General features: G+C 74.4%; 16 protein-coding genes. 7 read left to right on the top strand and 9 right to left on the bottom strand.

What is annotated here, in order from left to right:
- The first annotated feature begins 10 nt into the window (after window positions 1-10).
- Complete coding sequence (lgt, locus tag ACIQPQ_RS30175) at window positions 11-1108, top strand: prolipoprotein diacylglyceryl transferase (RefSeq protein WP_401309949.1); 1098 nt, start codon at window positions 11-13, stop codon at window positions 1106-1108.
- 95 nt (window positions 1109-1203) lie between these two features.
- Here lgt and ACIQPQ_RS30170 read toward each other — a convergent pair whose 3' ends face one another.
- Genes ACIQPQ_RS30170 through ACIQPQ_RS30140 form a run of 7 tightly spaced genes read right to left on the bottom strand, consistent with a single transcriptional unit; the run spans window position 1204 to window position 9360 of the window.
- The gene (locus ACIQPQ_RS30170; RefSeq protein ID WP_401309946.1) at window positions 1204-2013 is read right to left on the bottom strand and encodes an HpcH/HpaI aldolase/citrate lyase family protein; all 810 of its coding nucleotides are present in this window, start codon (window positions 2011-2013) and stop codon (window positions 1204-1206) included.
- Window positions 2010-3254: a CaiB/BaiF CoA transferase family protein gene (locus tag ACIQPQ_RS30165; RefSeq protein ID WP_401309944.1), complete on the bottom strand. Its 1245-nt coding sequence runs from the start codon at window positions 3252-3254 to the stop codon at window positions 2010-2012. The genes ACIQPQ_RS30170 and ACIQPQ_RS30165 overlap by 4 nt, the downstream gene beginning before the upstream one ends.
- Window positions 3251-4144 carry a ribokinase gene (gene rbsK / locus ACIQPQ_RS30160; protein ID WP_401309942.1) on the bottom strand — a complete coding sequence of 298 codons (894 nt, stop codon included), beginning with the start codon at window positions 4142-4144 and terminating at the stop codon, window positions 3251-3253. The genes ACIQPQ_RS30165 and rbsK overlap by 4 nt, the downstream gene beginning before the upstream one ends.
- A complete protein-coding gene (locus ACIQPQ_RS30155; protein ID WP_401309939.1) occupies window positions 4141-5616 on the bottom strand; it encodes an ADP-ribosylglycohydrolase family protein in 1476 nt (491 codons plus the stop codon). The genes rbsK and ACIQPQ_RS30155 overlap by 4 nt, the downstream gene beginning before the upstream one ends.
- Complete coding sequence (locus ACIQPQ_RS30150) at window positions 5616-6827, bottom strand: ADP-ribosylglycohydrolase family protein (RefSeq protein WP_401309937.1); 1212 nt, start codon at window positions 6825-6827, stop codon at window positions 5616-5618. Before ACIQPQ_RS30150 ends, ACIQPQ_RS30155 begins: the two co-directional genes overlap by 1 nt.
- An 8-nt stretch (window positions 6828-6835) precedes the next feature.
- Window positions 6836-8284 (bottom strand): ADP-ribosylglycohydrolase family protein, encoded by a 1449-nt coding sequence (locus ACIQPQ_RS30145; RefSeq protein ID WP_401309934.1) that lies wholly within the window; start codon window positions 8282-8284, stop codon window positions 6836-6838.
- Window positions 8285-8334: 50 nt separating this feature from the next.
- On the bottom strand, window positions 8335-9360 hold the full coding sequence (locus ACIQPQ_RS30140; protein WP_401309931.1) for an ADP-ribosylglycohydrolase family protein: 1026 nt from the start codon (window positions 9358-9360) through the stop codon (window positions 8335-8337).
- Between the two features lie 304 nt (window positions 9361-9664).
- Between ACIQPQ_RS30140 and ACIQPQ_RS30135 the strand changes: the two genes are divergently transcribed.
- The 4 genes from ACIQPQ_RS30135 to ACIQPQ_RS30120 all read left to right on the top strand — a co-directional run bounded on the left by ACIQPQ_RS30135 (window position 9665) and on the right by ACIQPQ_RS30120 (window position 17850).
- Entirely contained in the window at window positions 9665-10396 is a 732-nt protein-coding gene (locus tag ACIQPQ_RS30135) for a VIT1/CCC1 transporter family protein (RefSeq protein WP_401309929.1), read from the top strand.
- Window positions 10397-10859: 463 nt separating this feature from the next.
- Window positions 10860-15461: a glutamate synthase large subunit gene (gene gltB, locus ACIQPQ_RS30130; protein ID WP_401309926.1), complete on the top strand. Its 4602-nt coding sequence runs from the start codon at window positions 10860-10862 to the stop codon at window positions 15459-15461.
- Complete coding sequence (locus ACIQPQ_RS30125; protein WP_401309923.1) at window positions 15454-16917, top strand: glutamate synthase subunit beta; 1464 nt, start codon at window positions 15454-15456, stop codon at window positions 16915-16917. The genes gltB and ACIQPQ_RS30125 overlap by 8 nt, the downstream gene beginning before the upstream one ends.
- A 201-nt stretch (window positions 16918-17118) precedes the next feature.
- Entirely contained in the window at window positions 17119-17850 is a 732-nt protein-coding gene (locus ACIQPQ_RS30120) for a vWA domain-containing protein (RefSeq protein ID WP_401309920.1), read from the top strand.
- Window position 17851: 1 nt separating this feature from the next.
- On the opposite strand, the gene ACIQPQ_RS30115 is transcribed toward ACIQPQ_RS30120, so the two are convergent.
- Together ACIQPQ_RS30115 and ACIQPQ_RS30110 are read right to left on the bottom strand one after the other, a co-directional pair.
- Entirely contained in the window at window positions 17852-18820 is a 969-nt protein-coding gene (locus ACIQPQ_RS30115; RefSeq protein WP_401309917.1) for an acyl-CoA dehydrogenase family protein, read from the bottom strand.
- On the bottom strand, window positions 18820-20046 hold the full coding sequence (locus tag ACIQPQ_RS30110) for an acyl-CoA dehydrogenase family protein (protein WP_401310018.1): 1227 nt from the start codon (window positions 20044-20046) through the stop codon (window positions 18820-18822). The genes ACIQPQ_RS30115 and ACIQPQ_RS30110 overlap by 1 nt, the downstream gene beginning before the upstream one ends.
- 167 nt (window positions 20047-20213) lie before the next feature.
- On the opposite strand from ACIQPQ_RS30110, the gene ACIQPQ_RS30105 reads away from it, so the two are divergent.
- Together ACIQPQ_RS30105 and ACIQPQ_RS30100 are read left to right on the top strand one after the other, a co-directional pair.
- Window positions 20214-21005 (top strand): SDR family oxidoreductase, encoded by a 792-nt coding sequence (locus ACIQPQ_RS30105; RefSeq protein WP_401309914.1) that lies wholly within the window; start codon window positions 20214-20216, stop codon window positions 21003-21005.
- Window positions 21006-21118: 113 nt separating this feature from the next.
- On the top strand, window positions 21119-21724 hold the full coding sequence (locus ACIQPQ_RS30100) for a TetR/AcrR family transcriptional regulator (protein ID WP_401310015.1): 606 nt from the start codon (window positions 21119-21121) through the stop codon (window positions 21722-21724).
- The last annotated feature ends 95 nt before the right edge of the window (window positions 21725-21819 follow it).

Below are 21819 nucleotides of genomic sequence, written 5' to 3'. Positions count from 1 at the left end.
CGACCCTGCCATGGAACTTGCCTACATTCCCAGCCCGTCGCGCGGGGTGATCCACCTCGGCCCCATTCCGCTGCGCGGCTACGCGTTCTGCATCATCATCGGCGTCTTCGTCGCCGTCTGGCTCGGCAACCGGCGCTGGATCGCCCGGGGCGGACGGGCGGGCACGGTCGCGGACATCGCTGTCTGGGCCGTCCCGTTCGGCCTGATCGGCGGACGCCTCTACCACGTGATCACGGACTACGAGCTGTACTTCAGCGAGGGCCGTGACTGGGTGGACGCCTTCAAGATCTGGGAGGGCGGCCTCGGCATCTGGGGCGCGATCGCGCTCGGCGCGCTCGGTGCCTGGATCGGCTGCCGCCGCCGGGGCATCCCGCTGCCCGCCTGGGCCGACGCCGTCGCGCCGGGCATCGCCCTCGCGCAGGGCATCGGCCGCTGGGGCAACTGGTTCAACCAGGAGCTGTACGGCAAGGCGAGCGACCTGCCGTGGGCGCTGCACATCACCTCCTCCGCCGACGGCCGCGTGCCCGGCTACTACCAGCCGACGTTCCTCTACGAGTCGCTGTGGTGCATCGGCGTCGCGTTCCTGGTGATCTGGGCCGACCGCCGCTTCCGCCTCGGCCACGGACGGGCCTTCGCGCTCTACGTCGCCGCCTACTGCGCGGGCCGCTTCTGGATCGAGTACCTGCGCGTCGACGACGCCCACCACATCCTCGGACTGCGGCTCAACAACTGGACCGCGCTGCTCGTGTTCCTCCTCGCGGTGGCCTACTTGGTGATCTCCGCGAAGAAGCGGCCCGGCCGGGAGGCCGTGGTGGAACCCGCCGCCGTCGAGGACGCCGACGCCGCGGAGGGGGCCGGTGGTGCCGGTGCGGCCGACACCGAGGCGAAGGACGCGGCCGAGCGCAAGGACAAGACCGAGGACAAGACCAAGGACCAGAGCGAGGACAAGGCCGAGGGCGGCAAGCCGGACCTCGCCAAGTCCGACAAGGTCGAGGCGGAGAAGGCCGACGCGAAGAAGGCCGACGCGGGGAAGGCCGAGCCCGCCGCGAAGGCCGAGCCCGAGAAGGACGCGGCCGGGGCCGTCGACGACAAGGCCACGCAGGGCTGACGCCGGGTCCCGTACCCGTACGGCAGGCAGGTTCCGCGCAGCGAGGGGCGCCCGGTGATCCGGGCGCCCCTCGCCGTCGTCCGCGCGCGGGCCGGTCAGGCGCGGCGGCCGAGGGACAGGGTCCGCTGGGCCGCCGCCACCACGGCCGCGTCGATGAAGCGGCCGTCGGGCAGGGCCTGCGCGCCGGGTTCGGCGGCGGCGGCCTTCACGATCGTCTCGGCCTCCTCGATCTCCCGCTGGGTCGGCAGGTAGGCCCGCTCGATGATCGGCAGCTGGCGGGGGTGGATCGCCGAGCGGCCGAGGAAGCCGAGCGCCCGGCCCCGCGCGCAGGACGCGGCGAGGCCCTCCAGGTCACGGGTGTCCGGGTGCACCGACTGCGGCGGCGGCGCGAGCCCCGCGGCCCGCGCGGCGACCACCACCCGCGAGCGGCACCAGTCCAGGCCCGCCTCCTCCCGTACGCCCAGGTCGGCGCGGAGGTCCGACTCGCCCAGGGAGACACCGCGCAGGGAGGGGTGGGCGGCGGCGATGGCGTAGGCGTGCTCGACGCCGAGGGCCGTCTCCAGCAGGGCGTACAGCGGGCGCGGGGTGCGGTCCGCGATCCGGGTGACCTGGCCGGGCGAGGTCACCTTCGGCAGGCGGAGCCCGGAGACGCCGGGCAGGGCGCCCACGGCCCGCAGGTCGGCGGGGGCCGCCGGGCCGTCGAGGGCGTTGACCCGGACGTGCACCGGCACCGGCTGCTCCTCGGCGAGCCGTTCGGCGGTGGCGGCGCGGGCGTACTCCTTACGGTCCGGGGCGACCGCGTCCTCCAGGTCGATCACGACGACGTCCGCCCCGGAGGCGAGGGCCTTGGTCACCACGTGGGGCCGGTCGCCGGGGACGTAGAGCCAGGTCAGGGGGACGGTCACAGGGCGCCCTCCGTGCGCAGGGCGGCCACCTCGGCCGCGGTGAGGCCGAGTTCGGCGAGGACGGCGTCGGTGTCGGCGCCGTGCGGGCGGCCGGCCCAGCGGATCGCGCCGGGCGTCGCGGAGAGCCGGAAGAGGACGTTCTGCATGCGGATCGGGCCGAGTTCGGGGTCGTCGACCGTGGTGAGGGTGTCCAGGGCCTGGTACTGCGGGTCGGCCAGTACGTCCCGGACGTCCTGGACCGGGGCGACGGCGGCCTCGGCCTTGTCGAACGCGGCGAGCACGTCGGCGCGCGACCGCTCCGCGATCCAGCCGCCGACGGCCGCGTCCAGCTCGTCGGCGTGCGCGGCCCGCCCGGCGCCGGAGCCGAACCAGTCGTGGGCGACCAGGTCGGGGCGGCCGACCAGCCGCAGGACGCGTTCCGCGACGGACTGGGCCGAGGTGGAGACGGCGACCCAGGTGCCGTCGGCCGTGCGGTAGGTGTTGCGCGGGGCGTTGTTGGTGGAGCGGTTGCCGGTGCGTTCCTGGACGTAGCCGAGCTGGTCGTACCAGAGGGGGTGGGGGCCGAGGACCGTCAGGATCGGCTCGATGATCGCCATGTCCACGACCTGGCCCTGGCCGGTGCGGTCCCGGGCGGCGAGCGCGGTGAGCACGGCGTACGCGGTGGCCAGCGCGGTGATGTTGTCGGCGAGGCCGAACGGCGGCAGGACCGGGGGCGCGTCCGGTTCGCCGGTGATGGCGGCGAAGCCGCTCAGCGCCTCGGCGAGGGTACCGAAGCCGGGCCGGTGGGCCGAGGGCCCGAACTGGCCGAAGCCGGTGACGCGGGTGAGCACCAGCCGGGGGTTGACGGCCGAGAGTTCCGGCCAGCCGAGGTCCCACTTCTCCAGGGTGCCGGGGCGGAAGTTCTCGATGATCACGTCGGCGTCGGCGGCGAGCCTCAGCAGGGTGGCGCGTCCGCCGGGCCGGGACAGGTCGAGGGTCATGGTCCGCTTGTTGCGGCCGAGGATCTTCCACCACAGGCCGACGCCGTCCTTGGCCGGGCCGTGCCCGCGCGACGGGTCGGGCTTGCGCGGGTGCTCGATCTTGACGACGTCGGCGCCGAAGTCGCCGAGCAGGGTGGCGGCGAGCGGTCCCGCGAAGAGGGTGGCGAGGTCGAGGACGCGCAGCCCGGTGAGGGGCGGCGCGGGCGGCGGCGGGGTGCCGGGGGCGGACTGCGGGGCGCGGGGCGGGCGGGGGGCGGTCATGCGGAGACCTGCGCGTCGATCTCGGCGCGGTACGGCATCGACGCGGAGGCGCCCGCCCGCTGCACCGAGAGGGCCGCCGCGGCGGCCGCCCAGGTCAGGGCGTCCCGTACGGGCCGGTTCTCGCCGAGGGCCACGGCCAGCGCCCCGACGAAGGTGTCGCCCGCGCCCGTCGAGTCCACCGCCGTCACGCGGGGCGCCGGGACGGTGAACGGCTCGGCGCCCCGCGCCGCGTACAGGCTGCCGGAGGCGCCGAGGGTGACGACGACCTCCGGGACGGCGTCGAGGAGGGCGGTCGCCGCCTCGCGCGGGTCGGCACGGCCGGTGAGGGCCGCCGCCTCGTGCTCGTTGGGCACCAACAGATCGGTGGCGGCGAGCAGTTCGGGCGGCAGGGGCTGGGCCGGGGACGGGGTGAGGATCGTCCGGACGCCGTGGTCGCGGGCCGCCCGCGCGCCCGCGACCACGGCGGGCAGCGGGATCTCCAGCTGGAGCAGCAGCGCGGAGGCGGAGGCGATCAGGGCCTCGTCGCCGGGGGCGAGGTGGTCGACGGTGCCGTTGGCGCCGGGGACGACGACGATCGCGTTGCCGCCCTCGTCGTCCACGACGATGTGCGCGGTGCCGGAGGGGAACTCCACGGTGCGCAGGTGGTCGGTGTTGACCCCGGCGTGCTCCAGGGTGGAACGCAGCCGGGCGCCGAAGGAGTCGTGGCCGACCGCGCCGATCAGCGAGACGACGCCGCCCGCGTGCGCGGCGGCGGTGGCCTGGTTGGCGCCCTTGCCGCCGGGGATCGTACGGAACTCCCGGCCGGTGACGGTCTCCCCGCGTCGCGGGGCCCGCGCGACGTACGCGACGAGGTCCATGTTCGTGCTGCCGAGCACGACGATGTCGGTCATGGGCGGGATGCCTCCCGAGAGGTGGGACGGGGCGGGGTGGAGCGGGCGGGGGCGGTGCGGGGCTCGGTGCGCAGGTGGGGTTCGGTGCGCCGGTGGGGCGGGAGGGGTTCGGTGAGCCGGTGGGTGAGGTGGGCGAGGGTGTCGAAGCCGATGCCGTCGAAGTCGGCGACGGAGCTGGCGAGCCGGTTCCTGAGGGGCGCCGTCCAGCGGTCCGGGAGGGCGGCGGGGTCCCCGGCGAGCAGGCCCGCGAGGCCGCCCGCCGTGGCGCCGTTGGAGTCGGTGTCCCAGCCGCCGGACACGGCGCGGGTGATCGAGCCGGTGAAGTCGCCGTCGGCGTGGGTGAGCGCGGCGGCGGTCAGGGCGGTGTTGGGGATCGCGTGGACCCAGTGGTGGGTGGCGCCGTGGCGGGCGTGCAGCCGGTCCACGACCGTGTCGAAGTCGGGCTCGGCGGCGGCCAGTTCGATCGCGTCGGTGACGGCCCGCGCGAGGCGGGAGCGCGGCGGGACGACGCGGAGGCCGGTGCGCAGGCAGGCGTGCACGTCGTGGGTGCCGCCTGCCGCGACGGCGACGGCGGCCGCGGTGAACATCGCCGCGTAGACGCCGTTGCCGGTGTGGGTGAGGACGGCGTCCCGGTGGGCCTGCGCCGCCGCGGCGGCCGGGTCGCCCGGACGGGTCCAGCCGTGCAGGTCGGCCCGGATCAGCGCGCCGATCCACTCGCGGAACGGGTTGCGGTACCGGGCCGTGTGCGGCGGTTCCACGCCGTCGAGGAGATTGCGGTAGGCGACGCGTTCGGCGGTGAAGGCGCGGCCCGCGGGGAGTTCGTCCAGCCAGAGCCGGGCCACGTCGGCGGTGGTGAAGCCGTGGCCGTGCCGGCGCAGCAACAGCAGGTTCAGCAGCGGGTAGTTGAGGTCGTCGTCCTCGGGCATGCCGTCGATGTTCTCGGCGAGGGAGGTGGGCGCCGAGCGGCGGTTCCACGGGTACGCGGCGAGCAGGTCGGCCGGGACGCCGCGCGCCGTGAACCAGGTGTCCAGAGGCCAGTTGCCGGTGGCGCGGGCCAGCGCCCGCACCCCCTCCAGGGGCAGCTTCTCCACCGGTTTGCCGAGCAGGCAGCCCACGGCGCGGCCCAGCCAGGCGGCCTCCAGACGGGCGGGGGTGACGGAGGCCCCGCGCGGCGCGGGGGCGGGCCAGTCGGGGCAGGCGGCCACGATGTCCGGCAGGTCGGTGGGTTCGGCGGCGGTCGACGGACCGGTCAGGTCGGAGAGTTCGTCGAGCAGGGACTCCGCGAGGCGGCGCAGGGCGGGGGAGGCGGCGGTGGGGGAGGCGCCCGCGCGGGGCGGGGCGTCGTGGCCGCCCGCCGCCCGCCAGCGGGCGGCGACCGCCGCGACGGCGGCCGGGTCACGGCCGTCCAGGGCCGCCTGGTCCAGCTCGTGGCCCACCAGGTCCTCCGGCTGGACCCAGGTCAGCCGGAGCATCACCCGTTCCCCAGCCGGGCGAACGCCTCTTCACGGGCGCGGCGGCGGGCCGTGTCCTTGGCGAAGACCTCCCGCGCGACCCCCGCGAGCGCGGTCGCCGGGGCCCACAGGTCCAGGCGGCTCGCCTCGGCGACCGGCTTCGACCAGGCGTCCGGCACGGGTGAGCCGAGAGCGCCGGTGATCGCGCCCGCCATGGTGGCGATCGAGTCGCAGTCGCGGCCGTAGTTCACCGCGCCCAGCACGGCGTGCCGCAGGTCGCCGCCGGAGACCACCACCATGCCCAGGGCGACGGGAAGTTCCTCGATGGCGTGCAGCCGGGACGGGCGGCGCGCGCCGAGCGAGGGCCGCCGGTAGTCCGGGCCGACCGTGTCGTACGGGGCGACCGCCTCCCGGAGCGGGCCGAGCGCGGACTCCGCGTCGGTGTGGCGGGCGGCCGTCTCGCAGACCCGCTCGATCGCGGCCCGGGTGCCGTCCTTGGCCAGCGCCAGGCAGGCCGCCACCACCGAGTCCGGGGTCGCGCCGGGCGCGCAGGCCGCGGCGACGGCCGCCGCGAGGACCCCGGCCGCCTCCCGCCCGTACGAGGACTGGTGGGCGCCCGCGACGTCGATCGCCTCCGCGTACGCGGTCGCCGGATCGGCGGCGTTCACCAGGCCGACCGGGGCCATGTACATGGCCGCCCCGCAGTTCACGATGTTGCCGACGCCCGCCTCGCGCGGGTCGACGTGGCCGTAGTGCAGGCGGGTGGCCAGCCACTTCTCGGCGAGGAAGACCCGCTGGAGGGGGAGCGCGTCCGTCTCCAGCTCCGGAATCCAGCGGGGCGTCGTCATCAGGTCGGGGACCAGGTGGTCGGCGACGGCGTACGCGTCGAGGTGGTCGCGGACCGTCGTGTACACGCGGACCAGCGCGTGCGTCATGAGGGTGTCGTCGGTGACGTGCCCGTCGCCCTTGTGGTACGGCGCCAGCGGGCGGGCGGTGCGCCAGGCGTCGCCGTTCCACGGGCCGACGATCCCGCCGATCCGGCCGCCGTGCCGTTCGAGGATCTGCTCGGGGGAGTAGCCCTCGACCGGCCCGCCCAGGGCGTCACCGACGGCCGCGCCGACCAGGGCGTGGGTGATGCGGTCCTCCAGGGTTGCGGAGGGGGTGGGGGTGGAGGAGGGGGAGGCGATGGGGGCAGGAGGGTTTTGGTGCACTTCGGGGGCTTTGGGTGGCATAGCGCGCATCATCCTCCTGGTGGGGCCGGGTGGACGGCTTCCAGGAGCCCGGCGAGTTCCACCAGGTCCGTGCCGGTCAGCCGGGGCAGGGAGCAGCCGGAGAGAGTGCGGCACGCCGCCGTCCAGGACGCCGGGACCGCGCCGCCCCCGCCCAGCGCGCCGGTCAGGGCGCCCGTGAGCGCGGGGGCCGAGTCCGCGACCCGCGACAGACAGGCCGCCGCCGGTACCGCCTCCGTCAGCCGCCCGCCGGACGCGGTCGCCAGGGCCAGGGCGACCGGGACGGTCTCCGCGGCGGCCACGCCGTAGCTGTAGACGTGGTCGACGATCTGGTGCTCCAGCGGCGGCACCAGGGCGAAGGCGCTCCCCGCCGTACGGGCCAGCGCCAGGGCGTGACGGGCGTTGCGGCCGATCTCCGTCGCCTCGGGCAGCTCGGCCAGCGCCGCCGCCACACAGACGGTGACGTCCGCGCCCGTCAGCGCCAGGGAGACGGCCGCCGCCATCGCGCGGGCGCCGCGCACGCCGTCGCCGTCCTGCGTGTACCGCGCGTCGAACTCGGCCAGGTCGGCCGCGCGGCGGGGGTCGCCCGGATACGCGACCGCCAGCACGCACGCCCGTACGCAGGCCGCGTCGTCGAAGTAGTGCGGGTTGTCGTGGCCCGTCGCGGGCGGGCGCAGACCGGTGGCCAGGTTGCCCAGACCGGCCCGCACCGAGATACGGGCGCGCAGCGGAAGCACCGCCGACTCGACCTCCGGCGCGCGGTCCGCGGCGGCGGCCACCTCCGCGGCGAGCGTGTTCCACGTCAGGTCGACGGCCGCGCGGATACGGCGGTCGCGGGGGAGACCGCCGGTCGAGCGGGCGGCGTCGGGCGCGGCGCCCCTACGGCCGGTACGGTCCGGGTCCGCCGGGGCCGGGCCGTCGGCCGCGCTCAGGAGGGCCTGCGCGGCGAACGCCGCCCACTCGGCGTCGTCGGACGGGCCCAGGCGGAGCGGCGCGGGGGGCTGGTTGAGGGCGAGGGGGACCGGGAGCGTGGTCGTCGCGCTCCGCTCCGCGAAGGTGTCCAGCTCGCGGGTGAGGCGGCGGGTCCACTCCGGCATACGGGACGCGCGGTGCCGGGCGGCGGGCCAGCCGGCGGCGTCGCCTGCGGCGAGGCCGAGCAGGAGGCCCAGGGTGCGGTGGGTGTGGGGTGGGGCGGGGTGGCGGCCTGTCTCCTCGGCTACGCCCTCGGGCAGGGCGGCCTCGGCTGCGCCGTCGGCCGGTGTGTTCCCACCCGCACCGCCCGTGCGGGACGGTGGGTCGGGTGCGGGTGGCCCCTGTGGGGGGTCCTCGCCGTCGGCGGGTGCGGGTGCGGGGGTGGTCGGGGCCAGCAGGGTTGCTGGGACTGGCGGGGCCGCAGCGTCCAGCAGGGTCTTCGGGGCCGGCGGGGCCTCGGTGTCCAGGAGTGCCGTCGGGGTCGACATGGCCGTCAGGGGCGGGGGCGTCGTCGGTTTTGGGGGTGCCGTCGGGGGTCTCATCGTGGGGTCTCCGTGGGGGTGGGGGGCTCCGGTGGGGTGAGGCGGTCGGCGATGTTCAGGACGTGGTGGCCCGCCATCGGGGGGAGGCAGGTGCCGCGGGCCGGGCCGATGGCCGCCGCCCAGTCGGGCGGGATCGCCTCGACACCGCCCGTCGCCCCGGCCAGCGCGCCCGCCACCGCCGCCGTCGTGTCGGCGTCGCGGCCCATGTTCACGGCCGTGAGGACCGCCGGGGCGAACTCCCCGTCGGCCGCCGCGTACGCGCCGAAGGCCAGGGCCACCGCCTCGGGTGCCAGGTCGGTCCACGGGTAGCCGCCGACGACGACCGCCGAGCGCAGCACCCGTTCGCCCCGGTGCGCCACCGCCGCCGCCCGCCGCAGGGAACGCGCCGTCCACGAGTCGTCCGGGATCACGGCCAGCGCGGCGGCCACCACCGCGACTGGGGGTGCCCCGGCCATCGCCGCCGCCACCCCGGCGGCGACCGCCTGCCCGCCGTACACGCCCTCGCCCTCGTGGCTGACCGAGCCGTCGATCGCCACCAGGCGGGCCGCCTCCGCCGGGCGGCCCGCGGCGAACACCCCGAAGGGCGCCGCCCGCATCGCCAGGCCGTCGCTCCACGCGTGCCGGTGCTGCGCGGAGACGGGGGCGGCCAGGCCGCGGCGCAGGTTCTCCAGCGTGCCGCGCTCGCTGAAGCCCGCCCCGCGGAACGGGCCCTCGTCGAGGTCCGCGATCCAGCGGCGCCAGGCCTCCTCCACGTGCGCGGGGGTGAGCGCGGAGCCGTGCCGGGCCAGCAGCAGGCCGGAGAAGATCGCGTACTCGGTGTCGTCCGTACCGGCCGGGTGCTCGACGACGTAGCCGGTGATGCGGCCCCAGCGGGCGCGGATCTCCGAGGGCCGCAGGTTCTCGGCGGGCGCGCCCAGGGCGTCGCCGACGGCCAGGCCGAGCAGGGCGCCGCGGGCCCGTGCCCGCAGGCCGGGGGCGGCGCAGGGCGGCGGGAGCGCGGGGACGCGGGCGGTCGATGCCATGCGGGGCCTCTCCTCCAGGGGGCCCGTGCGCGGGTGCGGGGCCCTCGGCGGATGTGTCCCACCTTCGGCGGTTGACCTGAGCCCGGAACGCCCTTAAGTCACCCGGTCAAGTCACCCGATCGACAAGTGATGGGTGTGGCTATCAGATGAGCGGTGGACGGTAAAAGTGCAGGTTAGGGGAGGCTTTGCTGGGTGGTCGGGGGGAATGGGCGGGCGTAGTCTGGGTGTTGTATAGAAGTGGAATGAGTCTAAGTAAGGTGGCGCCGGTTGAGGGCCGCCGTCGCGTTCGGCAAGGGAAAGAGGCATGGCACTCATCGACAACGAGGCGGCGCTGCACGACGCGCACCGCGACAACCACACGCACCGGGACGTCAACGGCGGCTGGCTGCGGCCCGCCGTGTTCGGGGCGATGGACGGGCTCGTCTCCAACCTCGCGCTGATGACCGGCGTCGCCGGAGGTGCCGTGGGGCGGGAGACGATCGTGCTGACCGGGCTCGCGGGGCTGGCCGCCGGGGCCTTCTCCATGGCGGCCGGGGAGTACACCTCCGTCGCCGCGCAACGCGAACTCGTCGAGGCCGAACTCGACGTCGAACGCCGTGAGCTGCGCAAGCACCCCAAGGACGAGGAGGCCGAACTGGCCGCGCTGTACGAGGGGCGCGGTGTCGACCCCGACCTCGCCCGGCGGGTCGCCCGGCAGCTCTCCCGCGACCCCGAACAGGCCCTGGAGATCCACGCCCGCGAGGAACTCGGCGTCGACCCCGCCGACCTGCCCTCGCCCGCCGTCGCCGCCGTCTCCAGCTTCGGCTCCTTCGCGCTCGGCGCCCTGCTGCCCGTCGCGCCCTACCTCCTCGGCGCGACCGCGCTCTGGCCCGCCGTCCTGCTCGCCCTGCTCGGACTCTTCCTGTGCGGCGCCGTCGTCGCCCGCGTCACCACCCGCACCTGGTGGTACAGCGGCCTGCGGCAGCTCGCCCTCGGCGGCGCGGCGGCCGGGGTCACGTACGCCCTCGGCACAGTGTTCGGCACGGCCCTGGGGTGAGTCAGGCACGGCTCCGGGCTGAGCGGACGCGGCTCCGGGCTGTGCGGAGGAGGCGGGAGATCCGCTGGCTGCGAGGCGGGAGATCTGCTACTTATGCGGACCCCCGCATACGCAACCGTTACTCGCTGGTTTCGAACGCTTAACCACCGGGCATGAGCCGTAAGCGCTGTGGGCAATGAGGCCCGCAGCGCACTCGCGGGAAGAGTGACGACGCTCCCCCTGCCCCCATGGGCCCCACGGACACCGGTCTGATCGATCTCGTCCCGTCCGGTCCCCCTCTCCTTTCAGCCACCCGCGCGGCACCTCGCCATCACCCCCCAGGCGTCCGCATGTTGGAACGGAGTATCCGGTTCCCGAGAACCGCTCCATCATGTAACCTGCACGAAATTTTGCACTCATGCAGAGGGCCAACGTCGTCCCTTCGCCAGCAGACATGCCACCTGAGACGACGACGGGAGAGCCGATGCGTACGCCGCGCCAGCCGTCCCAGCACTCCGCGAATGGCCAGAACTGGTCCTTCATGGATGCTCGCCCTGCTGCCCAGGGTATGTACGACCCCCGTGACGAACACGACGCCTGCGGCGTCGGCTTCGTGGCCACCCTGACCGGTGAGGCGAGCCACACGCTGGTCGACCAGGCCCTGACCGTGCTGCGCAACCTCGAACACCGTGGCGCCACCGGCTCCGAGCCGGACTCCGGCGACGGCGCGGGCATCCTCACCCAGGTCCCCGACGCGTTCTTCCGCGAGGTCACCGACTTCGCCCTCCCCGAGGCGGGCGGCTACGCCGTCGGCATCGCCTTCCTCCCCGAGGACGGCCTCCAGGACGCCGTCTCACGGATCGAGACGATCGCCGCGGACGAGGGCCTCACCGTCCTCGGCTGGCGCGAGGTCCCCGTCGCCCCCCAGCTCCTCGGCGCCACCGCCCGCTCCACCATGCCCGCCTTCCGCGAGCTGTTCGTCACCGACGGCACCAGCACCGGCATCGCCCTGGACCGCAAGGCGTTCGTGCTGCGCAAGCGCGCCGAACGCGAGGCCGGTGTCTACTTCCCGTCGCTCTCCGCGCGCACCCTCGTCCACAAGGGCATGCTCACCACCGGCCAGCTGGAGCCGTTCTTCCCCGACCTGTCCGACCGCCGCTTCGCGTCGGCCGTCGCCCTGGTCCACTCCCGCTTCTCCACCAACACCTTCCCGAGCTGGCCGCTCGCCCACCCCTACCGCTTCGTCGCGCACAACGGCGAGATCAACACCGTCAAGGGCAACCGCAACTGGATGCAGGCCCGCGAGTCCCAGCTCGTCTCCGACCTCTTCGGCGACGACGAGCGGGCCATCGAGCGCGTCTTCCCGGTCTGTACGCCCGACGCCTCCGACTCGGCGTCCTTCGACGAGGTCCTCGAACTCCTCCACCTCGGCGGCCGGTCCCTGCCGCACTCCGTGCTGATGATGATCCCGGAGGCCTGGGAGAACCACGCCTCCATGGACCCCGCCCGGCGCGCGTTCTACCAGTTCCACTCCACGATGATGGAGCCCTGGGACGGCCCCGCCTGCGTCACCTTCACCGACGGCGTCCAGGTCGGCGCCGTCCTCGACCGCAACGGCCTGCGCCCCGGCCGCTACTGGGTCACCGACGACGGCCTCGTCGTCCTCGGCTCCGAGGTCGGCGTCCTCGACATCGACCCCGCGAGGGTCGTCCGCAAGGGCCGCCTCCAGCCCGGCCGCATGTTCCTCGTCGACACCGCCGAGCACCGCATCATCGAGGACGACGAGATCAAGGCCGCCCTCGCCGCCGAGCAGCCGTACGCCGAATGGCTCGAAGCCGGTGAGATCGAGCTGGGCGACCTGCCCGAGCGCGAGCACATCGTGCACACGCACGCCTCCGTCACCCGCCGCCAGCAGACCTTCGGCTACACCGAGGAAGAGCTGCGCGTCATCCTCGCGCCGATGGCCAAGGCGGCCGCCGAGCCGATCGGCTCCATGGGCACCGACTCGCCGATCGCCGCGCTCTCCGCCCGCCCGCGCCTGCTCTTCGACTACTTCACCCAGCTCTTCGCCCAGGTCACCAACCCGCCGCTGGACGCCATCCGCGAGGAACTCGTCACCTCGCTGCGCTCCTCCCTCGGCCCGCAGGGCAACCTCCTCGACCCGAGCGCCGCCTCCTGCCGCACCGTCGTGCTGCCCTTCCCGGTCATCGACAACGACGAGCTGGCCAAGCTCATCCACATCAACGCCGACGGCGACATGCCCGGCTTCAAGGCCGCCACCCTCTCCGGTCTCTACCGGGTGCACGGCGGCGGCGACGCCCTCGCCGCCCGCATCGACGAGATCTGCGCCGAGGCCGACGAGGCCATCGGCAACGGCGCCCGCCTCATCGTCCTGTCCGACCGGCACTCCGACGCCGAGCACGCCCCGATCCCGTCGCTGCTGCTCACCGCGGCCGTCCACCACCACCTCATCCGCACCAAGCAGCGCACCGAGGTCGGCCTCCTCGTCGAGGCCGGAGACGTCCGCGAGGTCCACCACGTCGCCCTGCTCATCGGCTACGGCGCCGCCGCCGTCAACCCCTACCTCGCCATGGAGTCCGTCGAGGACCTGGTCCGCGCGGGCACCTTCCTCTCCGGCATCGACACCGAGCGGGCCATCCGCAACCTGATCCACGCCCTCGGCAAGGGCGTCCTCAAGGTCATGTCCAAGATGGGCATCTCCACCGTCGCCTCCTACCGCGGCGCCCAGGTCTTCGAGGCCGTCGGCCTCGACCAGGCCTTCGTCGGCCGCTACTTCAACGGCACCGCCACCAAGATCGGCGGCGTCGGCATCGACGTCGTCGCCCGGGAGGTCGCCGCCCGCCACGCCAAGGCGTACCCGGCCAGCGGCATCGCGCCCGCCCACCGCGCCCTGGAGATCGGCGGCGAGTACCAGTGGCGCCGCGAGGGCGAACCCCACCTGTTCGACCCCGAGACGGTCTTCCGCCTCCAGCACTCCACCCGCACCGGCCGCTACGACGTGTTCAAGCAGTACACCGACCGCGTCAACGAGCAGTCCGAACGCCTCATGACCCTGCGCGGCCTGTTCGGGTTCACGGCCGACGGCCGCACCCCGGTCCCGGTCGACGAGGTCGAGCCGGTCAGCGAGATCGTCAAGCGCTTCTCCACCGGCGCCATGTCGTACGGCTCCATCTCGCAGGAGGCGCACGAGACCCTCGCCATCGCCATGAACCGCCTCGGCGGCAAGTCCAACACCGGCGAGGGCGGCGAGGACCCCGAGCGCCTGTACGACCCGGCCCGCCGCTCCGCGATCAAGCAGGTCGCCTCCGGCCGCTTCGGCGTCACCTCCGAGTACCTCGTCAACGCCGACGACATCCAGATCAAGATGGCCCAGGGCGCCAAGCCCGGCGAGGGCGGCCAGCTCCCCGGCCACAAGGTCTACCCGTGGGTCGCCAAGACCCGCCACTCCACCCCCGGCGTCGGCCTGATCTCCCCGCCGCCGCACCACGACATCTACTCCATCGAGGACCTCGCCCAGCTCATCCACGACCTCAAGAACGCCAACCCGGCCGCCCGCATCCACGTGAAGCTGGTCTCCGAGGTCGGCGTCGGCACGGTCGCGGCCGGCGTCTCCAAGGCGCACGCGGACGTCGTCCTCATCTCCGGCCACGACGGCGGCACCGGCGCCTCCCCGCTCACCTCGCTCAAGCACGCGGGCGGCCCCTGGGAACTCGGCCTCGCCGAGACCCAGCAGACCCTGCTGCTCAACGGGCTGCGCGACCGGATCGTCGTCCAGACCGACGGCCAGCTCAAGACCGGCCGCGACGTCGTCATCGCCGCGCTCCTCGGCGCCGAGGAGTTCGGCTTCGCCACCGCGCCGCTCGTCGTCTCCGGCTGCGTCATGATGCGCGTCTGCCACCTCGACACCTGCCCGGTCGGCATCGCCACCCAGAACCCGGTGCTGCGCGAGCGGTTCGCCGGACAGGCCGACCACGTCGTGAACTTCTTCCAGTTCATCGCCCAGGAGGTCCGCGAACTCCTCGCCGAACTCGGCTTCCGCTCCGTCGAGGAGGCCGTCGGCCACGCCGAACTCCTCGACGTGCAGCGGGCGGTGGACCACTGGAAGGCCCAGGGCCTCGACCTGGCACCGCTGTTCCACGTGCCCGACCTGCCCGAGGGCGCCGCCCTACACCAGGTGATCTCCCAGGACCACGGCCTGGAGAAGGCGCTCGACAACGAGCTGATCCGGCTCGCCGCCGACGCCCTCGCCGCGGACTCCGCCACCGACGCCGCGCCCGTGCGCGCCCAGGTCGCCATCCGCAACATCAACCGCACGGTCGGCACCATGCTCGGCCACGAGGTGACGAAGAAGTTCGGCGGCGCGGGCCTGCCCGAGGACACCGTCGACATCACCTTCACCGGCTCGGCGGGCCAGTCCTTCGGCGCCTTCCTCCCGCGCGGGGTCACCCTCCGCCTGGAGGGCGACGCCAACGACTACGTCGGCAAGGGCCTCTCCGGCGGCCGGATCGTCGTCCGCCCCGACCGCGCGGCCGACCACCTCGCCGAGTACTCCACCATCGCGGGCAACACCATCGCCTACGGCGCGACCGGCGGCGAACTGTTCCTGCGCGGCCGCACCGGCGAGCGGTTCTGCGTCCGCAACTCCGGTGCCACGGTGGTCTCCGAGGGCGTCGGCGACCACGGCTGCGAGTACATGACCGGCGGCCACGCGGTGGTCCTCGGCGAGACCGGCCGCAACTTCGCGGCCGGCATGTCCGGCGGCATCGCCTACGTCGTCGACCTCGACCGCGACCACGTCAACGTCGGCAACCTCGACGCCGTCCACCCGCTGGACGACACCGACAAGGCCTGGCTGCACGACGTGGTGCGCCGGCACGCCGAGGAGACCGGCTCCACCGTCGCGGAGAAGCTGCTCGCCGACTGGGACACCGCCGCCGAACGCTTCAGCAAGATCATCCCCAGCACGTACAAGGCAGTGCTCGCCGCCAAGGACGCCGCCGAGCGAGCCGGTCTCTCCCAGACCGAGATCACCGAGAAGATGATGGAGGCGGCGACCCATGGCTGATCCGAAGGGCTTCCTGAACCACGGCCGCGAGGTCGCCACCTCCCGTCCGGTCGACGTCCGGCTCAAGGACTGGAACGAGGTCTACGTCCCCGGCTCCCTGCTGCCGATCATCAGCAAGCAGGCCAGCCGCTGCATGGACTGCGGCATCCCGTTCTGTCACAACGGCTGCCCGCTCGGGAACCTGATCCCCGAGTGGAACGACTTCGCCTACCGCGAGGACTGGACGGCCGCCTCCGAGCGCCTGCACGCCACCAACAACTTCCCCGAGTTCACCGGCCGCCTGTGCCCCGCGCCCTGCGAGTCGGCGTGCGTGCTCGGCATCAACCAGCCCGCCGTCACCATCAAGAACGTCGAGGTCTCGATCATCGACAAGGCCTGGGACAGCGGCGACGTCGCCCCGCAGGCCCCCGAGCGGCTCTCCGGCAAGACCGTCGCCGTCATCGGCTCCGGCCCGGCCGGTCTCGCCGCCGCCCAGCAGCTCACCCGCGCCGGTCACACCGTCGCCGTCTACGAGCGCGCCGACCGCGTCGGCGGCCTCCTGCGGTACGGCATCCCCGAGTTCAAGATGGAGAAGCGGCACATCAACCGCCGTATCGAGCAGATGCGCGCGGAGGGCACCCGCTTCCGGACCGGCATCGAGATCGGCCGCGACCTGAAGGCCACCGACCTCAGGAAGCGCTACGACGCCGTCGTCATCGCCGCCGGTGCCACCACCGCCCGCGACCTCCCGGTCCCCGGCCGCGAACTCAAGGGCGTCCACCAGGCGATGGAGTACCTGCCCCTGGCCAACAAGGTGCAGGAGGGCGACTACGTGACGGCCCCCCTCTCCGCCGAGGGCAAGCACGTCGTCGTCATCGGTGGCGGCGACACCGGCGCCGACTGCGTGGGCACCGCCCACCGCCAGGGCGCCGCCTCCGTCACCCAGCTGGAGATCATGCCCCGCCCCGGCGACGAGCGGAACAAGGCCTCCCAGCCCTGGCCGACCTTCCCCCTGCTCTACAAGGTCACCTCCGCGCACGAGGAGGGCGGCGAGCGGGTCTACTCCGTCTCCACCACCCACTTCGAGGGCGACGAGGACGGCAACGTCCAGTGGCTGCACCTCACCGAGGTCGAGTTCGTCGAGGGGCGGCTGACGCCGAAGCCCGGAACGGAGCGTAAGATTCCGGCTCAGCTGGTGACGCTCGCCATGGGCTTCACCGGCACCGACCGGGAGAACGGCCTGGTCGAGCAGTTCGGCCTGGAGCTGGACGAGCGCGGTAACATCGCCCGCGACGCCGACTTCCGGACCAACGTGCCGGGTGTCTTCGTCGCCGGTGACGCCGGCCGCGGCCAGTCGCTCATCGTGTGGGCGATTGCGGAGGGCCGCTCGGCCGCCCGCGGCTGCGACCGCTTCCTGACCGGGGCCAGCGACCTGCCGGCCCCGATCCGCCCGACCGACCGTTCCCTGATGGTCTGACGGCCCCGGCCGGCGGTCCGCACGGACCCCGGCCGACCGGACGGTCCCCGACCGTCCCGACGGTCGTCCGACCGTCCGACAGCGTTTCCGCACAATGGCGTGCGGGACACTGGTGGCGCCTGCCCCACAGTCCCCGACCGGACGACTGGGCGGGCGCCTCCGCATGTCCGGGCCGCCGCCCGGTGTGGGAGGGTGTGCCCCATGGTCGCGATCAGCCTCCGCAAGGTCCAGGAGACGGCCCCCGCCCTGGTCGACCTCTACAAGAGCGCCGGGGTCTCCCTCACGAAGCACGGCCTCGACGGGCAGCGCGCCGCCGTCTACCTGGTCGTCGACTACTCGGGCTCCATGAAGCCGTACTACCGCGACGGCAGCGTCCAGGCGCTCGCCGACCGCGTCCTCGGCCTGTCGGCGCACCTCGACGACGACGGCAGCGTCCCGGTGGTGTTCTTCTCCACCGACGTCGACGCCGTCACCGACATCGCCCTCGACGACCACCACGGCCGCGTGGACCGCATCGTGGCGGGCCTCGGGCACATGGGGAGGACCAACTACCACCTGGCGATGGACGAAGTCATCGACCACTACCTCGACAGCGGCTCCAGGGACCCCGCGTTCGTGGTCTTCCAGACGGACGGCGGGCCGAGCAACAGGGCCGCGACCGAGCGGTACCTCTGCAAGGCCGCCGTGCTGCCCCTCTTCTGGCAGTTCATCGGCTTCGGTGACGCGTCGAGCAAGCAGTTCGACTTCCTGCGCCGCCTCGACGACCTGCCCGTGCCGGGGAAGCGGGTCGTCGACAACGCCGGGTTCTTCCACGCGGGCGCCGACCCGCGCAAGGTCTCCGACGCCCAGCTCTACGACCGGCTGCTGGGCGAGTTCCCCCAGTGGCTGGTGGCGGCGCGGGCGCGGGGGATCGTACGGCCCGCCGCGCCCTGAGTCACACGGTCGCGGGCCGTTCACGGGCGGCGGCGCCTTCGAGGACGGCCGCCCGGCAGGCGTGCGGGCCGCCCCACGCCGTGCGCAGGGCCCGCGCCCGGACGATCCAGAGCGACAGGTCGTACTCCGCCGTGTAGCCGAGCGCGCCGTGCAACTGGAGCGCCGTACGCGCGGTGGCGTACGCGGCCTCGCAGGCGGCCGACTTGGCCATGGCGAGGTCGGTGGGGGAGCGGGTCAGGGCGGCGCCGAGGACCAGGGGGCGGGCGAAGTCCAGGGCGATCCGGGCGTCGGCGAGCCGGTGCTTCACCGCCTGGAACGAGCCCACCGGGACACCGAACTGGTGCCGCCGCCGGACGTGTCCGACCGTCCGCTCCAGCAGGGCGAGACCCACACCGAGGGCCTGGGCGGCGGTGGCGAGCCGGGCCACGCCGAGGGCACCGGGCGCGGGCGGGCCCAGGGACGGCCCGCCGGGCAGCAGCGGGGTGAGGCGGCGGGACGGGTCGATGCCGGTACGGACGGGACCGTGGCCCGGAGCGAGCCGCAGCCCGCCGGGGGAGAGCGCCAGGCGCAGCCCCGCCGCGTCGCCGTCCAGGGCGGGCGCGCCGTCCGGTGCCAGGGTCGCGAGCGTCTCCCCGGCCGCGAGCCCCGGCAGGAACCTCCGCGCGTACGGGGTGCCGGTCAGCAGGGCTGCCGCGGTCACCGTCTCGACCAGCGGGCCGGGAACCGCGTGCCGTCCCAGCTCGACGAAGGCGAGGGCCAGCTCCACGGGCCGCACGCCCAGCCCGTCGTACTCCTCGGGGACGGCCAGCGCGAAGACGCCTGCCTCCGCGAGACCGGACCACAGGGCCCGGCCGGGGCCGTGCGCGCCGCGGCTCCACGCCCGTACCACCGCCGGGGTGCCGGCCGCGGTCAGCCGGGCGTCCAGCGCGCGGACGAACGCCCGCTGCTCGGGGTCGGGCAGGAAGCGCATCAGCGGCGTCCTCTCGGCAGGCCCAGGAGGCGTTCGGCGACGATGTCGCGCTGGATCTCGTTGGTGCCCGCGTAGAGGGGACCGGCGAGGGCGAAGACGTAGCCCTCCTGCCAGGCGTGCCATTCCTGCCACTGCTGGTGGGGGTCGGTGAGCGGGTCGGCCGGGTCGGCCGGGGGGATCGGTGGGCGTGGGCGTGGCGGCGGGGTCGGGGTGGGGGGTGGGTGGTCGGGGAGGAGGTCGAGGGCGGTCTCGTGGAGGGCGAGGTCGTACTCCGACCAGAAGACCTTGTTCTCGCTGGACTCCGGGCCGAGCGGCTCGCCCGCGAGGTGGCGGGAGGCGGCGGCGTACGTGAACAACTGGTAGGCGCGGGCGCCGGTCAGCGCGTCCGCGACCCGGTCCTGCGCCCACGCCGGGCTGCCCGTCGCCCGCCACAGGGCGTGCAGCCGGTCGGCGGCGGCGAGGTAGCGACCGGGGGAGCGCAGGGTGAGCCCACGCTCGTCGGCCGCCGTCGCCATCGCGATCCGCCAGCCGTCCCCCGGCGCGCCGATCACGTCCGCGTCGGGCACGAAGACCCGGTCGAGGTGGAGTTCCGCGAACGCCGGTCTGCCGTCGAGCCGGGCGATCGGCCGGACCGTCACCCCCGGCTCGCGCAGCCCGAACATGACGTAGACCAGGCCCTGATGGGGCTTCGGGGTGTCCGGGGCGCAGCGGAACAGGCCGAAGGCGCGGTCGGCGAACGCGGCCCGCGACGACCACGTCTTCAGCCCGCTCAGCAGCCAGCCGCCGTCCGCGCGCACCGCCCGCGAGCGCAGCGCCGCCAGATCCGACCCTGCCTCCGGCTCCGACCAGGCCTGCGCCCACACCACCGCGCCCGTCGCCATCGACGGCAGCACACGGGCCCGCTGCTCCTCGGTGCCGTGCGCGAACAGGGCCGGGGCGAGCAGGCTCACCCCGTTCTGCCCGACGCGGCCGGGGGCGCCCGCCGCCCAGTACTCCTCCTCGAAGAGCAGACGGCGGACCAGGCCCGCGTCCCGGCCGCCGAACCGGGCCGGCCAGTCCACCACCGACCAGCGGTCCGCGGCGAGTTCGGCCTCCCACGCGCGGTGCGCGGCGAAGCCCTCCGCCGTCTCCAGCGACGGCGGGCGCCGCGCCGGGACGTGCGCGCGCAGCCAGGCGCGCGCCTCGGCCCGGAACGCCTCGTCCTCCGGCGTCAGGTCGAGATTCATGCCGGTGCGGTCCAGGTCCGTGCCCGTGCGGTCCGCATCGTCGCCCGTGCGGTCCCGTTCCATGCTCGCCCTCCCTCTCCTGTCTCTCTCGTCTCTCCTGCCTGGCCTGCCTCGCTCCGTCATCCCTAGTCTTCCCTAACAAGTGTTTGGTAGGTTAGCGTGCCCCCATGACAGACGTCGAGACTCCGTCCTATGTGCCGGGGCACGGGCTGCTGCGCGGGCGGACCGCCCTCGTCACCGCCGCGGCCGGGACCGGCATCGGCGGCGCCACCGCCCGCCGCCTGCTGGAGGAGGGCGCCCGGGTGCTGCTCAGCGACGCCCACCCGCGCCGCCTCAAGGAGCACGAGGCGGCCCTCGCGGCCGAGTTCGGCCCGGCGGCGGTCACCGCGCTGCCCTGCGACGTCACCGACGAGGACCAGGTCCGCCGCCTGTTCGCCGCCGCCGTCGACACCCACGGCCGCCTCGACGTCGTCGTCAACAACGCCGGGCTCGGCGGCACCGCGCCCCTGACCGAGATGACCGACGCGCAGTGGGCGCGCGTCCTGGACGTCACCCTGACCGGCACCTTCCGCTGCGTGCGCGCCGCGCTGCGGCACTTCCGCGATCAGGAGGGCGGCGGGGTCGTCGTCAACAACGCCTCCGTGGCCGGTTGGCGGGCCCAGGCCGGACAGGCGCACTACGCGGCAGCCAAGGCGGGCGTGATGGCGCTGACCCGCTGCGCCGCCGTCGAGGCCGCCGCCCTCGGGGTGCGGGTCAACGCGGTCGCGCCGAGCCTCGCCCTCCACCCCCACCTGGTCAAGGTCACCACCCCGGACCTCCTCGCCGACCTCACCGCGCACGAGGCGTACGGGCGGCCCGCCGAACCCTGGGAGGTGGCCAACGTGATCGTGTTCCTCGCCTCCGGCTACTCGTCGTACATGACCGGCGAGGTCGTGTCCGTCAGCAGCCGGCGTGCCTGAGACGGGGGCGGCGGAGCGACAATGTGCGGGTGCCCCCGAAGAAACAGCCCCAGGTGAAGCCGCCGGTGACGTCCCCGCGGCAGCCCCCCGCGAAGCCTGCCGCGAAGCCCGCCGTGAAGGGTGCCGCGAAGGCGGCGGCGCCCGCCCGGCGCCGGGAGATCCTCGACACCGCCGCCGAGGTCTTCGCCGAGCAGGGCTACAACGCCACCACCGTCCGCCGCATCGCCGACCACGCGGGCCTGCTCGCGGGCAGCCTCTACTACCACTTCGACTCCAAGGAATCGATGCTGGAGGAGATCCTGCGGACCTTCCTCGACGAGCTGTGGGACGGCTACGACTCCGTCCTCGCGGCCGGGTCCGGGCCGCGCGAGACGCTGGAGGCCCTGGTCACCGAGTCGTTCCGGGAGATCGACCGGCACCGTGCCGCCGTCGCGATCTACCAGAAGGAGAGCCGTCACCTGGCCGCGCAGGAACGGTTCGCGTTCCTCGCCGACTCCCAGCGGCGCTTCGAACGGGCGTGGCTGGCCACCCTGGAACGCGGCGTCGGCGCGGGCGTCTTCCGCGCCGACCTGGACGTCCGCCTCACCTACCGTTTCGTCCGCGACACCGTCTGGGTCGCCGCCTCCTGGTACCGGCCCGGCGGACAGCACAGCCCCGAGGAGATCGCCCGCCAGTACCTGTCGATGGTCCTGGACGGCATCGCCGTACGCCCCGCCTGACGCCCCGTCCGCACGGCGGGCGCCGTTCCGCACCACCCGCGCCACCGGCACCACCTCGCACCACCTCGCACGACCTCGCACCACCTCGTACGTCC

Origin of the sequence: Streptomyces sp. NPDC091281, assembly GCF_044757425.1 — a bacterium.
Classification (GTDB): Bacteria; Actinomycetota; Actinomycetes; order Streptomycetales; family Streptomycetaceae; genus Streptomyces.
The sequence above is the reverse complement of the archived record's forward strand: the minus strand, read 5'-3'. Positions and strand labels throughout refer to the sequence as shown.